Below are 14,690 nucleotides of genomic sequence, written 5' to 3' on the forward strand. Positions count from 1 at the left end.
TTATCTATTTTTGAAGTAAAAATAAGGTTTTATTTTCTTATTTCCATGTTATTTATTAAGTTTGCAATCGAATTTTAAACAGATATCATGACAACATTAACCATTGCAATTGTCATTACGTTCGTTATAGGTTATTTCTTCATAGCCATTGAAAGCGTAGCAAAAGTAAATAAGGCTGCCATCGCATTATTGATGTTTGTAGCTTGTTGGACACTCTTTATGCTCGATCCGGGAAGTTACATTACCGGTCTTAGTGGGCAAGCATTGATAGACGCTGTAGGCACTGCTATCGAGCATCATCTAGGTAGTACGTCCACAACTCTCTTCTTTTTGATGGGTGCCATGACCATTGTAGAGATTGTAGATCAAAACGGTGGTTTTAATTTTGTGCGCGATAAACTACGCTCAAAGACCAAACGTGGGTTGCTATGGAAGATCGTTGTGATGACATTTTTCCTTTCCGCAATCCTCGATAACCTCACGACGAGCATCGTTATGATTATGATTTTGCGCAAGTTAGTGCATAACAAGAAAGACAGAATGATATATGCTTCGTTGGTTATCATCGCTGCTAACTCTGGTGGAGCGTTCTCTCCAATAGGCGATGTCACTACGATTATGCTGTGGAACAAGGGAGTTATCACTGCATTAGGGGTTATCTCGGAGGTTTTCATACCGTCCGTTGTGTCAGTGATAGTTCCTGCTTTGTTGTTACAAATTATGTTGAAAGGGCAGTTGGAAGACACTGATGTCAAGGTGAAGTCTGATTATGAGGTACTCGACTTCAATAGCTCGCAGCGCAAGATGATTTTCATCATCGGTGTAGGTGGCTTGGTATTTGTTCCCATCTTCCGTTATCTGACAGATCTCCCTCCCTTTGTGGGCATCTTGTTGGTACTCGGTGTGCTGTGGACAACAACCGAAGTATTTTATCGTAAGCTGGGTTCCGGACATGAAGGAATGCAAAAACGTGTCACCAATTTGTTGAGTCGTATTGATATGTCGACCATTTTGTTCTTCTTAGGTATCCTCATGGCCGTTGCATGTTTGGAAGAAATAGGCGTTCTAACGGCTTTGGGAAAAGGTTTGAATGTGGCATTCGATGGCAACCATTACGCTGTAACGGGTATTATAGGTGTGCTTTCAAGTATCGTAGACAATGTGCCTTTAGTGGCAGGATGTATGGGTATGTACCCTGTAACACCTACAGGTGATATGGCTATTGATGGTATCTTCTGGCAGTTGTTGGCTTACTGTGCTGGTGTTGGAGGCTCAATGCTCATCATTGGAAGTGCAGCCGGGGTCGTTGTCATGGGGTTAGAGAAAATTACTTTTGGCTGGTATATGAAGCATATCTCATGGATTGCATTCGCAGGATATATTGCTGGAATCTTCTCTTATTGGTTGCTTCGCACCTTTATTCTTGTAACTCCTATCTAAAGAATATCGCTCCGAGTTATCCTTTCGGGGATACTCGGAAAGTCAGATGTCTCATCTGATGACCTCCCCATGCTGAATCGTTAGCGTATTGGAATCCCACTCGCTTGTAAAGATGTTCTGCATGGGGATTTCCTTTGTCTACCAATAGTCCCACCAAAGGTATCTCCAAACTCTTGGCTCGGTCGATAGCGGCCTTTAATAGTAGGGTGGCTATACCTTGACCGCGATATTCTTGTCGCACACAGAGGCTGTCAATATAGAGCTCGCCAGATTCTGTCTCATCGTCCATATTACTGAAATCGCGACCAAAAGCATCTTTCGCCGCTTGTATAAAAGCCTTTCTTAACGAGTGGAGTTGTCCACCATCGTATGTAATACAAACTCCAATGATTTCCTCTTGAGCTGTAACAGCCACCAGCGCGTTGCGATAACTGTATTGACTATCGTCTCGTCGGATGAGCGAAATCATCATTTCTCTGAAATCATCGAGTGTATGTTCCGGTCCCGCAAAGTATTGACAACATTCAGTATTCATTGCTTCCATGATGAGTGGAGCTATCTGTGGTGCCATATCGGGGCTTGCTTGGTGTATCTGTATCATATTATAATAGGTGTATCAAAGTTATATCCATTTTTAGGATAAGCAAAGATACGAAAAAAAAGCGAGCCCTGTCAATAGGTACTCGCTTTTATTATAAAAGTCTCTGAATGTTTTTTCTTATAGAGGATATTCCTCGAAAGCGTAGAGAACGGTCGATAAATAGCGCTCTCCCGTGTCTGGTAACAGGGCTACGATGGTCTTACCTGCATTCTCTGGACGCTTGGCTATTTGTGCGGCAGCATAGGCAGCGGCTCCCGAAGAGATTCCTACGAGCAGACCGTCTTGCTGTGCTAGCTGTCTTCCGGTGCGGATAGCGTTGTCGTTTTCCACTTGGAACACCTCGTCAATGACTGCGGCGTTGTAGGTATCTGGGATGAAACCGGCACCTATACCTTGAATCTTATGAGGGCCGGGAGCACCTCCGCTCAGTACCGGAGAGTCTGTTGGTTCTACGGCTATCACCTTGACGTTGGGATTATGTTCCTTCAATCGCTTGCCAATACCCGATATAGTACCGCCTGTTCCCACGCCGGCTACGAATATATCCACCTTTCCGTCGGTCTGATTCCAAATCTCTTCACCCGTCGTCTCATAATGTTTCTGTGGGTTGGCAGGATTGATGAACTGGCCAAGAATTACAGCTCCCTCTATTGAATCGCGCAGTTCCTCGGCTCTCTTGATAGCTCCTTTCATACCATCCTTGCCACTGGTGAGTTCTACTTTGGCGCCGTAAGCCTTCACGAGGTTGCGACGTTCCACACTCATCGTTTCGGGCATGGTGAGGATAAGTTTGTATCCTTTCACGGCAGATACCAATGCCAAGCCCACACCGGTGTTTCCACTGGTTGGTTCGATGATGGTTGCACCGGGTTTCAAGATACCTTTCTTCTCGGCATCTTCAATCATGGCGAAGGCTATACGGTCTTTTACACTGCCGCCGGGATTGAAAGATTCTACCTTGGCAATGATGGGATTGCCGAGTCCGTTGGCTGTTGAAAACTTGTTAAGTTGTACAAGTGGAGTCTGACCGATAAGGTCAGTTATTTGTTTTACGATGTTTGACATAATGCTGTATTTTAATTGTTGTGATATTCTTATAACGTTATTTTGTCGTATTATTGTATTTTGCAGAGAGTCATTTGGAGTTTCTTTATTCGACTCTCTAGCGATTTCTTGTCTTATTTTATGCTACGTAGTCGAACGCTTCGTCCAGTGCATCAATGAGATCTTCCACATGTTCGGTACCGATACTGAGTCGGATGGTCGATGGATAGATGTGCTGTTCGTTCAATTCCTGTTCCGATAGTTGTGAATGGGTGGTTGTTGCTGGGTGGATTACGAGCGATTTCACGTCAGCCACATTGGCCAGTAGCGAGAAAATACGCAGATGGTCAATAAAAGCCCAAGCCGCTTCTTGTCCGCCCTTTATCTCGAATGTGAAGATAGAACCGCCTCCATAGGGGAATAACTTTGTATAAAGTGCGTGGTCGGGATGGCTTTCCAGCGCTGGATGGTTGACGCGTTCTACCTTCGGATGAGTTGCCAAATACTCCACAATCTTCTTTGTATTGTAGGTGTGGCGCTCCACACGAAGACTCAATGTCTCCAATCCTTGCAATAGAAGCCATGCGTTGAATGGCGAGATGGCTGCTCCGGTGTCGCGTAAGAGCACTGCCCGGATGCGAGTAACAAAAGCTGCTGCACCGGCTACGTCGGCAAATACGGCTCCATGATAGCTGGGATCAGGCTTGCCCAGTGATGGGTATTTGTCGGCATTGCTTTTCCAGTCGAATCTTCCACCGTCTACAATGACACCTCCAAGCGAACTTCCATGTCCACCGATAAATTTCGTTGCTGAGTGCACCACGATGTCGGCACCGTGCTCAAGCGGACGAATTAAGTAGGGCGTTCCGAACGTATTGTCTACGATAACCACTGTGTTATGCTTGTGAGCTATTTCGCTGATGCGGTCGATGTCGGTGACGCTGGCATTTGGATTGCCGAAAGTTTCGAGGATTATGGCTTTGGTATTCTCCCTGAAAGCGGCATCTATCTCTTCTAAGTTCGATGGGTCGACCACTGTAGCCGATACACCTTGAGTGCTCAGCGTGTGCTGAATCAAGTTGAATGTTCCGCCGTAGAGGTTGTTGGCTGCTATGATATGGTCGCCATTACGAGCTATATTTTGCAGTGAGTAAGCGATGGCTGCTGCTCCCGATGCTACTGCCAATCCTGCCACACCACCTTCGAGTGCTGCCACACGAGCCTCGAAAACTCCTTGGGTAGAATTGGTGAGACGACCATAGATGTTTCCGGCATCGCGCAAACCGAAACGGTCGGCTGCATGCTGTGCATCGTGGAACACGTAAGAAGTTGTCTGGTAGATTGGCACAGCGCGTGAGTCGGTCACGGGGTCGGCCTGTTCTTGGCCTACATGCAGTTGCAATGTCTCAAAGTGTAGTCTCTTCTCGTTGCTCATAATAGCTTCCTTTCTTTTGTTAGTTACTTTTGTATTTATCCAACACCAGGAGCTCGACTTCGGCACAAACTCCTCAAGACATGAAATACGGTGGTATAGAGAGTTTAAGAAGCGGATATTGTCAAATATTCACTCCAATCCCAACCATGTACATCTTGCCAACATTGGCCGTGATCGGTGTCTTTATGGCAGTCTCGATCGTTATCTTTCCCAATCTCGTACCTAATCCGTATGCCATATAGTTATCTTCGTCTCCCCAATGGGTACCCATTCTTAAGCTAAGATAACGGCATACGCTGTAGGCTGCGCCCATCGAGAAGGTGTAGCTGCTTTTGACGCGTCCATTGCCCACATAGGCTCCAGATTCTACAGCGACAGTAAGTTTTTGGTTGCCCCATGTTGGTAAAGAGATGTTTCCGCCTATATATACGAGTGGGGTAAGCATTTTGGTGGTGTTCTGATAGCTGTAAAAGCCAACGTCTCGGATTCCCAAGGCGGCGGTATATGCCATGTTGTGCCAATGTGAGGAGTAGGCTGCACCTGTGCTCAGCGCACAGCCATTCGTAGTCAACAATGTCCTCTCGCTCATCAGTGCCGCCGTGGCATATACGGACAGGCTGCTGTTTAGTTGCAAGGCGTATCCCATGTCGAATGAGAAGCTACGCATGCATTTCCCGTTTCCAGGCACCTGGTTCATGTCTTTATCCACGTTTTGTTCCAGCTTGCCCATGTCAAGGTATCGCATTCCTACGCATATAGCCTGTTTTTCACGTCGCCAAGTCATGGTGAGCGTGTGCCATGTGTAGTTGTTGACGTGCTCGGCATTGTCAATGTAACCAAATTGATAGTCAGCTCTCATAGACGTATCTTCCGTCATGAAAATATTGGATGGCTGTGTGTAGACGTAGCAACCGCCATCTCGCAAAGTTGTAGTCTCGCCCATACTAAGGGAGTGGGGTGATGAGGGTAGGTCTGTGATGGGAAAAGGTCGGCCTTGCGCCATCGCGTGGCATGAGACGAGGCATCCGACTACGATGAGGAGATATTTATTCATGGAGTTAGTTTTTAACGAACATTTCTTGGTAGGTCTTGCCTTGGCAGGTTATGTAGAGCGTGTATTGCCCCACCGTGAGGCTTGACACATCCATTGAATAAGTGCGCTTGTCGGCATCTAATGAAGAAGTGTCAAAAGCGTTAGCTTTAACCAGTTTACCCGCCACATTCCTTATTTCCCACTTTACATGGCCATCAATGGTATCTCCCACCTTGAGATATAACGTTCCAGTGGTCATCGTGGGAAACAAACTGTATATACCTTCGTTCCGATATACAAACACGTCGAAGGTCATCGTGCAGCTCTGTCCGTGCTTGTCAGTGGCTTTTATGTGTATTTGTCGCTGTCCCCACGTGGAGCCCATCACGTTCATACGACCATCTTTGACGGAGATATCTGTTCCCTGGTCTTCACTGTTCATTAGTTCGTATCGAACTGAGTTCACGTCTTCGTCGTCCGTTATTTCGCGTAAATCAATTTGTGTGCACTCACCCAACCGCAGTCGTATTTTCTGCGCCTGACTCTTCATCGAGGGGACTTTATCTGCCACCACCTCTATGATGAATTGATAGGAACTCTTGGCGCCAAGCTCGTCTCTTGCGCTAACAATGACTGGATAAACGCCCGGCATGTAATGTTTGGCCTCTATGCGTATATTTACCCCGGATTTAGTATGGACGATGCGCAATCTATCAACAGTACTGAAGGCCACAGTCCATTTATGGTTCTCAGGGTCTTCGATGCGCAGCGTGATGTCTTTGGTGTCATTGCCGGCTAACGTTATGCGCTCGCTTTCAATGTCTGGCGTGATTTGTGGTGGTGTATTGTTGAGCGTTGCAATGCTGTTTGGCAACACAGTCAAAGTCGATTGGTGTCCATTCCTCGCCTCTGCCAATATGCCAAAATAATATTTTGTGTTGTTATCCAAATGCGTGATGGCATATTGAAACACTTGGTTGTCTGTGGCAAATTGGGCAGGAATGTTGTACGCTTGGACATCCTTGTTGGTGTAATTGACTGTTGTAATGGGATTTTTGGAACAGTAGAGCACATATTTTTGTAATGAGCCATCAGCCCCATTGTTTTTTGATGTCCACGCCAGCCTTATTTTACCATAATCGGGTGTAGCCTGATTGACAAGGAAAAAGGGTGTTGCGGGAGTTGTGTCGTGGTCGTAATCGGTCAGTGCCACGAGTGCGTCGGCATAGCCACTGCCCATGGAGTTGCGATATGTCTCGGTTAAATACTTGTTGTAATCTATTGGGCGAACACCTGTCAATAGTCTTTCCCTAAGTTGTTTGGCGGTGAAATGCCCGTTGCCGTATTTAGAAACGATAAGTGCCGCAATGGCCGACACGTGTGGTGTGGCCATTGACGTGCCTTGCATATAGGCATAGCCTCCATTGGGATGAGCTGTGGTGGCAGGCACGGTGCTCAATATGGCAGACGTGGGCTGGCCGTCCTGCAACGGATAAAGCCCATTTACTGGTTTTGAACCACCTGGTGCCGAGATGTCGGTCCACGAACCATAGTTGGTGTACCAAGATGCACTAAAATCGGGGTTGAAAGATGATACCGACACCACGGACGATTCCGCCGAAGGCATGCTGGGGGCGGATGTGGCATCGTTACCGGCAGCAAATACCACCAATCCACCTTGCATCAATGGTTTGTCGGTCTTGTCGCCACCTGCGTAGGTGTTAAAATAATGGATGGCATCTTTAATAACTTGTGGCGTTTGTTTCATAATGCGATCGTATCCCCATGAGTTTTGGCTGATTATCGCTCCGTTATTGGCACCATATACTATTGCCGCCGCTTCGCGGTTGCGGTCTCCCGTGCCGATGGTTTCCGAGGAGTGTTTGTCAGATGGGTCGTAATTGGGATTGTTTCTGAATATCTGACAGCATATCAGTCTGACCCCCGTGTCGGGATTACCATTGCCTCCTGCTATGCCGCTGATGCCCTTTGCGTTGTTGTTGCGAGCGGCGATAATCCCCGCGACATGCGTAGCGTGTCGCGTGGGAGTAATGAGCGCAGTGTCTTCCGTAAAGTTATAACCGTACACATCGTCTATATATCCATTATTATCGTCGTCAATGCCATTGCCTGGTATTTCATTTTTGTTAATCCAAATGCTTCCTTGCAAATCTTCATGATGAATGTCTATGCCACCATCCACAACGGCAACGACCACTGACGGGTCGCCGGTTGTTTGCCGCCAAGCCGCTTCGGCATTGATGTCGGCATGTGCAATACTACTTGTGATGCGCTTTCCCGTACCGTCGGTATAATTCCCTATATTGCCATTGTTATGTAGATTCCACTGTTTGTCGTACAAGGGGTCGTTAAAATATGTGCTCTCGTTTGCTTGTGTCTGAGAGTTGTCATCGCTTGGTATGTATTCAGAGTTTTCCAAAACAGCATGGTAAGCAGGCTCGGTATAGTCTGCGATAGATTCTAATTGATTTTGGGTAGCAGCCCTTGTTCCACACGTTTTGGTGCTGTCCATGGCGACGGAGTACCATGTGTTGAGCGCGGCGGCTCGTTGCCTAGGCTCATCCTTTCCGACAAAGGGAAAGATACGATCTATCTTATTGGCTCCGACATCATGCAAATATTTATCCAGCAAGTCACTTCCTGTTGGTGTGGACAGCGTGTTTTTTGAGTTATCTATTTGCTGTATGATACATGCTTTTAGCTTGATATTAAGCCTATTAGGTATTATAGAGACATTACGCGATTCCGTTTGACTTGTCAGATCGGTGTTAGTTATCGTGTCGGTGCATGCCGTAAAGGCGACAATGGCTGTTGCTGCCAATAACTGTTGGGCAATATGAAAGCTGTATGTTATGCTGTTTGAGAACATGATACAAGTATAAGAATTAGAAGAAGTAGAACAAACTACAGTGCATTGCTGTTATTTTTCGATAGTCAGAGCGCATGTAGGACAAGGTTGTTTTGATGCCGAACCATTGCCTTCCTTTTAGGTTTCGGGCATAGCCCATACGCATCGAAAAACGTTGTGCGTTCTCTCCACGCAGCAAATAGGGTGTGTAGGCATGGGCATCGACAAACTTGTCGAAAGGAATGGGCACCGAATAATAATTTTTTATTCCCTGCCGCATGTCGAGAAGAAAGTCTGCCACAAGACTGTTTCTAGTGTTGCTCATAGCATAGCCGGTGCCAAGCGATGGAGAAAATGAGTGATTGGTTATCTTCATTCGTGGCGAAACATAACTCTCTTGGTAACCATAATAGTTAGCTGCCGCCATCATGTATACCTGATGCTTTATGGACAAAGGCAGAATGTACTTGGCACGTAGGTCTACAGACTGGCTCCGAGCTTTATATAGCTGTCCGCTTCCCACTTTTTTCGCATCATAAATGTATTGCTCTTTATTTTGTATTTGGTTTTCGTAGATATTTTCCACACCTTTTTTGATATTTTCGTTGCCCATCAATTGTATGTGCAAGGATGAGCTTTCGAACCGTCTGTCCAGTACTACTTGTTGGCTGAACCTGTGGGTGTGAAGTTCGAATAGGTTTTTGAACGAAGTCTCCTCAGTGCAGGCGTGGCGGTAATTGTATGACAGATGGGTGGCAACGGCCCATTCGTCTTCAGTTTTCCCGTCTCTTTGCCAGAGCATTTCGGTCGTAACCCCTTCTGTTTTTTGTGTCCTTCCGTATGCCAACGTGCCTTTGCTCTCCTGACGATGCCATTGCCCAAATCCATAAAACTGGAAAAAACGTATGCCATCTGACACTGTGTTGGCCGATATGGACTGCCTGTTTAGCTCGGGCGTTACTTTGATGGCGTAAAGATTTTGGCGGTGAACGTATGCCATGTTTAGTCCCAATGTTAACCAATAAGAGTAATTTGACTGCTTGGGGTTGTCCGGACGTGACTGCGCAATGCCTTCATATAGGGCATCGATGCCATAGTAGAGCCTGCCCAATCGGAAGCCGTAGCCACCTTTAAGATAATAAACTTCTTGGCGCAGCCATCCCTTGGACAGAGTGTCACCTACAAAATAGGGTTTGTAAAGTTCTGGTTGGGTGGCATAATTATATGTCACACCGTCTTTGCCACGGTATATGTAAGTCGCGTTTCCGAATATGGTACCATAATTGGTGCGGTATGTTCCTGATGCAGCAATGTCTCCATCAAAGAGTTTGCATCCATTGTACGACAGGTATTTACCCGATGTATTGACATGGTTAATGCTTGATTTGAGTATATTGACATTATTGCGACGGCAGCTTTTAAAGTAAGTGCTGCTATCGTTGAGCGATTGCATAAATTGAAAGAGCGCGGCATTCTCACGCATAAGATATACAGCGCTGTTCTCAATATCAGTATTATGAAATGGCATTGGCTCAACATAGGGGGAACTGGCCAACCTGTCTCCACTCAACAGATAGGTTAAGTTGTTCTGCGCGAAAATATTTTGAACGCTAATAGATAGCAACAAGCCGATAATGTAAATAGGTATTCTCATATTGCTTAAAAAAAGTTGACCGTGAGTTCTGCGCCAAAGAATGGTTTGTGCCAGCTTCTCGTCGTTTGATAATATGCATTTACATATTTAGGATTAATCTGTATAATATTGTTGGCGAAGAACGAAAGTTTGAACGAGCGCCCCATCTCCTTTGTCAATTTTATATTCCATAGAAGCGAGACGGGAGCCTTGTTTACGTTGTACCGAGCACCTGTAAATTCGCGTTTGAGCGATTGGAGTATTGGATTTCGTTCCAATTCTTCATAGCGAAAACGATGAATGACACCATCACAATCGAGGTAATTTGCCGGATATATATCGACATCCTTACCTAATCTGCTTTTAGTGAACCATACGGTCTGTATAAAATTGGTAAAGATGAGTTTCCATTGGGGTAGCCTTGTGTTAATCCACATGTTGGTATTGAGGCTTGATGCATATTTTTTCTCAAATCCATCGTACAGTCCCACGTAGGGATAAGGCTTGTCGTCCTGGATAGTGCCTGGCCAATACATGACAGGAACACCATCGGTATAGATGGTATGATAGTAAGCGCCATTGACCTCTATGTCTGACTTTATTGCAGTTAGGGTGGGAATGTGTATTCGGTATTCCAATCCTTTTTTGATTACTTTCGCGCTGTTTTTGGGCATTCGATTAGATAAAAAAGAGTGCATGGTCCGAGAGAGGAAGTCTTGGCGCGAGGGTTTTGTGCTAACAGGATGTTTCAATTGATAATAATAGGTATATGTCACTGGCTCGTATTGCGTGAAGTATTCGATGCCATCGCTTATCTCTTCATGAAACGCCGACAGGTTTATTTTCCATCCATGACAAGAAAAGTCGTAGCCTATTTCCCACTTTTTGTTTTTGTTTTCATGCAGATGCGGATTGGAGGGGTCGGCCATATGCGTGTCAAGTATGAGACGTCGCTTGCTCTCGTCATTGAAGTAGGCGTTCATAACCATCAAATCATGGTATACCTTATCAGGGTACAGATAGTCGGCAGAGGGCAGCTTGTTTTCAACTCCATATCCTATGCGAAACGTGTTTTGCGTATGATGAGACCCTGCTATGGTATAAGCCAATTGTATGCGAGGCTCTAACAACGGTTTGCCGTGCAGGTCATAATATTGTGGAAGATTGAGCATCATGGCCTCTCTAACGCCTATGCGCATGTTAACCTCGTTGCGTCGTGCCTGAAAACGCAATGTCATCTCTGCAAACGCAGCCTGATTGACCAATGCGGGGATGTCGCTGTTCTTGCGCGGACGTATGAAACTGCTTGTTGGAAATAGAGGACGTTGAGGGTTCATAATCGTTCCGTCTCCTAAGTTTTTGGTATAATTCAGAGAGGACCCGAGTAACAGGTTGTAGTTTAGGTGTTTGCTCCACTTACCAAATTTTTGTCCACAAAGTTGTGCGAATGTATTGATAGGACGATTGATAATTTCATAATATGTGTCGTAGGTAGATGGCAGGAAGATTCCGTCGTGCTCACCTTCGCCATAAGACTGTGGCATGGGAGTGACAGAGTGGTTGACAACATGCTTGTGATGTTCCAATTTGTTGTTGGTATAGTCTGTCGACGTCACCAATTCTATATAGTCAATCCATGGTAGTTCGAGAGCCATCTTCAGTTTGGCAGAGAAGTCAAGGCGTTGGTATAAAGTGTTATATTTCTCCTGATAAGCCTTAATCAATGCATCTGTCTTGTCGTTGTTGAATGATGTCACACAGCTTCCGCGCATGTTTAAGTCTATGGTTTTGCCCCACCACTGACGTTTGTTGTTATAATTGAGTTGTGTTGTGACGCGGTTGTACGCTCCGCGCGTGTCGGCAATATCTGCGGCAGACTGCACAATATCTGCGCCAATATATAGCGTTCCCAACTGTTCCGACAACAAAAAGCCCTTGCCAACATATGCCAATTTGTTTAAAGGGTCAAACTTAGCTCTTATCCTTAATGGGCTTTTGCCTTGCTTCAAATCTATTTTGATAGCTCCAGAGCTAAGGTTGCCTTCTTTGGCCGACGATATTCCTCGTGTTACCGTGATGCGTTCGATATGGTCTGTGGATATGGTTCGCAGGTCTATCCCGGTGTTGGCAGTCACATTGCCGTTAGGGTCAGCCATGGAAGATCCTGTCAGTCCGCTCAGCTGTATACGCATGCCATCATTTTGTATGGGCACTCCATTGATAGAAACGCCCATTCCAAAGGCCGTGGCAAGGTCTGTTCCTACCTGCCGAGAGCTGATAAGTGTGTTGTTTTGAATGTTATTGCTGCCCATCTTTCCACCTGGCAACAATACAAAAATATCATTCAAAGACGTGGGTTGTATGTATTCTAAGGCTTCTTGGTTGATTGTGGCCTCACTTCCAATTTTGCTATTATATTTGGCGGTGACAGTAAAGTCGCGTAGCGTGACACTCTGTTCGACCATCGCAACATTCAGAGACGCGGTGCCTGCCTTGACGCTTATCTCTTGTGTGGCGTAGCCCATGCATGAAATTCTGAGTCGGTAATCACCACTAAAGGCATGGTGAAAGACATACTTCCCCTGTACATCAGCCATAACGCCCTTGTCAATTTCTATAGCGTAGACGCTGGCAAAACTCACGGGTTGCATGGTCTTGGTATCGTATATTTTGCCTTGTAGGATGTTTTGTGCTAGTGAAACAGACGCGATACTTAACTGAAGCACAAGGGAAAGAAGCAATTTGTAACGCATAAAGATTAGAAACAATATATGTAAACGACACTAAGACGCATGCGTAATGCACCTTAGTGTCGTCGTTTAGTGCAGCTGATAAAGGGTTGCACGCTCTATCAGATGTCTATTTTTTGATATAGTTTTTCTGCCCATTGGCTATAACAACAAAGTCGTCAGAGCTGTTGTTGGTATCTTGCAGATAACCTTTTTCGGCCGTTTTACGTTGTACGAACAGACCTTTGAAACCGCCCATCATGCCCGGTGTGTCGTCAATCAATACGGCACCGCGATCAATGTTATTTGGCAGAGCCTTGTGAACGAGCGACTCCTTGGCACCAATCTCAACACCATCGATGATAGTATTGGTAGGAAGAATAACATAATCTTGCTTTTTGTTCGTATAAGCATTGGGGTTGTTCATTGCCACCTTGTTCTCATTGCAATATTGAGTAGCGTCTTCTTTTGTTTTTACAAGCATAATAGAGATACCTCCTCCATATCCCCATTGAAAGGCTTGAAACGTAGAAAAGTTTACAATCATATTGTCTACTTCTGGATTATCAACTGTCATGGCATATTGATGGGGAACAAAAAGCTCGAAGTTGGCTCCTGTTAAATTACGCGCTTTTGCTTTCTTTCCACCTTCGCTATGGTCTACGGCCGAGTGCGCAATGACTATACTTTGGCCGGGCTGCACGAGGTGTTCACGCCCTTTGCCGGGAATAGTGTAAAGCTGGCTGATGACAATTTTGTCCTTTTTAAGGTATTCGGCCATTTCTCCTGCTTCTGAATCATTAGGATCCGCGGCAATCGCAACACTTAGACCGTCTGCGTATAATGGTTGGTTGCTGATATTTTTAATGGTGAGATATTCTTCATAATAGTTTCGGTCGTATGCTCCATCGTTTGAGGAACAGTTGAAAAACAGTTCGTCCAAGACAAAGGTCTTAGCCAAAGTCTCAAAAATTGGTTTAACGGCAAGTTTCAGCTCTGCGTTCTTTTGGCTAAGCGTATAGTTGTCTACTGCACCATACATGGTACAGGCACCATTCTCCGCATCTTCGACTACCACTTTGTATGTACCCTGTGGCAGTGTTGTCGTGGCAATCCCTTTGTCGTTGACGGTAGCCGTAGTCATTGCTCCCGATTTTTGTTCGGTTAGTTTAACCTGAAACTTAGCGTACATGGAAGCGTCATTTACGCCTTCAATTTGTATGGATAGCGCACACAACTGATCTTGCTCATCTTCCGAACATGAATATAGCGTAATAAAGGAAAGTATGGCAATGAACATCCATAATAGCTTTTTCATTCTTAAATAATTTTAAAGGTTTGAATATGTATGACAAAATATTGCTTACAAAGATATAAGTAATAACTCTCTACTACAATACCTAATAATAGGTATTTACTAATATTACTGTCCGCTAAACATAAAAATCCTCATCCCAACTCATTGATACATAGGAGTTAGGATGCTTTCAAGTTATTGACAAGCCCCCTATTCGTTTTCTGTTACCCCTGGCGGTGATTCAGCCGCTGCTTCAAGCATTAGTTTCATGTCCGCATCCGGCATATTGAAGAAATTATTCAAGTTGAGGTATTCCATAAGTACAATGCGCACCATAGTTGCCAGCCCGGAGAAACTCCACCGCCTCTGTAATGAGCTTTGCAGAAGTGACAGTAATAGATTGGCAATGAGTGTGACCCATACTTGAATCTTTATGGCGTTGGCACTCTCCCCATAGAAGTTTCTAAGCGGGAAATCTTGCTTTATCTGTTTGAAGAGAGACTCTATCTGCCACCTCCTGCGGTATATGGCTACGATAGTCTCCATGGGCATGTCGAAGTCGTTGGTTAGCAAAGACACCAGTTTCGGTATCTTTCCCTTCTTGATGTC

At 45.3% G+C, this 14,690-nt stretch carries 9 protein-coding genes and 1 pseudogene; 1 reads left to right on the forward strand and 9 read right to left on the reverse strand.

Translation table 11 applies throughout. The features are described from left to right. Positions 1-87 precede the first annotated feature (87 nt). The gene (nhaD, locus tag HMPREF3034_RS10895; protein WP_062435557.1) at positions 88-1,440 is read left to right on the forward strand and encodes a sodium:proton antiporter NhaD; all 1,353 of its coding nucleotides are present in this window, start codon (positions 88-90) and stop codon (positions 1,438-1,440) included. Between the two features lie 16 nt (positions 1,441-1,456). Here the strand turns inward: nhaD and HMPREF3034_RS10900 are convergent, their stop codons facing one another. From HMPREF3034_RS10900 to HMPREF3034_RS10940, 9 genes and pseudogenes are all read right to left on the reverse strand, one after another. Continuing rightward, a complete protein-coding gene (locus HMPREF3034_RS10900; protein WP_062435560.1) occupies positions 1,457-2,041 on the reverse strand; it encodes a GNAT family N-acetyltransferase in 585 nt (194 codons plus the stop codon). A 117-nt stretch (positions 2,042-2,158) separates the two neighbouring features. Further along, a complete protein-coding gene (cysK, locus tag HMPREF3034_RS10905; RefSeq protein ID WP_036897471.1) occupies positions 2,159-3,106 on the reverse strand; it encodes a cysteine synthase A in 948 nt (315 codons plus the stop codon). 118 nt (positions 3,107-3,224) lie between these two features. Then, the gene (locus HMPREF3034_RS10910) at positions 3,225-4,520 is read right to left on the reverse strand and encodes an O-acetylhomoserine aminocarboxypropyltransferase/cysteine synthase family protein (RefSeq protein ID WP_062435562.1); all 1,296 of its coding nucleotides are present in this window, start codon (positions 4,518-4,520) and stop codon (positions 3,225-3,227) included. A 121-nt stretch (positions 4,521-4,641) separates the two neighbouring features. After that, positions 4,642-5,574 carry a PorV/PorQ family protein gene (locus tag HMPREF3034_RS10915; RefSeq protein ID WP_156431122.1) on the reverse strand — a complete coding sequence of 311 codons (933 nt, stop codon included), beginning with the start codon at positions 5,572-5,574 and terminating at the stop codon, positions 4,642-4,644. 4 nt (positions 5,575-5,578) lie between these two features. Beyond that, positions 5,579-8,443, reverse strand: a complete 2,865-nt coding sequence (locus HMPREF3034_RS10920; protein WP_062435567.1) for a S8 family serine peptidase — start codon at positions 8,441-8,443, stop codon at positions 5,579-5,581. A gap of 16 nt (positions 8,444-8,459) precedes the next feature. Further along, on the reverse strand, positions 8,460-10,076 hold the full coding sequence (locus tag HMPREF3034_RS10925; protein WP_062435569.1) for a DUF6850 family outer membrane beta-barrel protein: 1,617 nt from the start codon (positions 10,074-10,076) through the stop codon (positions 8,460-8,462). 5 nt (positions 10,077-10,081) lie between these two features. Continuing rightward, positions 10,082-12,808 carry a TonB-dependent receptor gene (locus tag HMPREF3034_RS10930; RefSeq protein ID WP_062435570.1) on the reverse strand — a complete coding sequence of 909 codons (2,727 nt, stop codon included), beginning with the start codon at positions 12,806-12,808 and terminating at the stop codon, positions 10,082-10,084. Between the two features lie 106 nt (positions 12,809-12,914). After that, positions 12,915-14,102: a DUF4876 domain-containing protein gene (locus tag HMPREF3034_RS10935; protein ID WP_062435572.1), complete on the reverse strand. Its 1,188-nt coding sequence runs from the start codon at positions 14,100-14,102 to the stop codon at positions 12,915-12,917. 189 nt (positions 14,103-14,291) lie between these two features. Beyond that, a pseudogene (locus tag HMPREF3034_RS10940) lies at positions 14,292-14,684 on the reverse strand (transposase); the annotation flags it as partial. Positions 14,685-14,690: the final 6 nt, after the last annotated feature.

The sequence above is a fragment of the Prevotella sp. DNF00663 genome (assembly GCF_001553265.1).
Taxonomy (GTDB): Bacteria; Bacteroidota; Bacteroidia; order Bacteroidales; family Bacteroidaceae; genus Prevotella.

Bases quoted from the DNA above. Each gene is read 5' to 3' on its own strand.
- HMPREF3034_RS10920 (WP_062435567.1), bottom strand. From the start codon at position 8,443: ATGTTCTCAAACAGCATAACATACAGCTTTCATATTGCCCAACAGTTA.
- nhaD (WP_062435557.1), top strand. From the start codon at position 88: ATGACAACATTAACCATTGCAATTGTCATTACGTTCGTTATAGGTTAT.
- HMPREF3034_RS10910 (WP_062435562.1), bottom strand. From the start codon at position 4,520: ATGAGCAACGAGAAGAGACTACACTTTGAGACATTGCAACTGCATGTA.
- HMPREF3034_RS10930 (WP_062435570.1), bottom strand. From the start codon at position 12,808: ATGCGTTACAAATTGCTTCTTTCCCTTGTGCTTCAGTTAAGTATCGCG.
- HMPREF3034_RS10900 (WP_062435560.1), bottom strand. From the start codon at position 2,041: ATGATACAGATACACCAAGCAAGCCCCGATATGGCACCACAGATAGCT.
- HMPREF3034_RS10925 (WP_062435569.1), bottom strand. From the start codon at position 10,076: ATGAGAATACCTATTTACATTATCGGCTTGTTGCTATCTATTAGCGTT.
- HMPREF3034_RS10935 (WP_062435572.1), bottom strand. From the start codon at position 14,102: ATGAAAAAGCTATTATGGATGTTCATTGCCATACTTTCCTTTATTACG.
- cysK (WP_036897471.1), bottom strand. From the start codon at position 3,106: ATGTCAAACATCGTAAAACAAATAACTGACCTTATCGGTCAGACTCCA.
- HMPREF3034_RS10915 (WP_156431122.1), bottom strand. From the start codon at position 5,574: ATGAATAAATATCTCCTCATCGTAGTCGGATGCCTCGTCTCATGCCAC.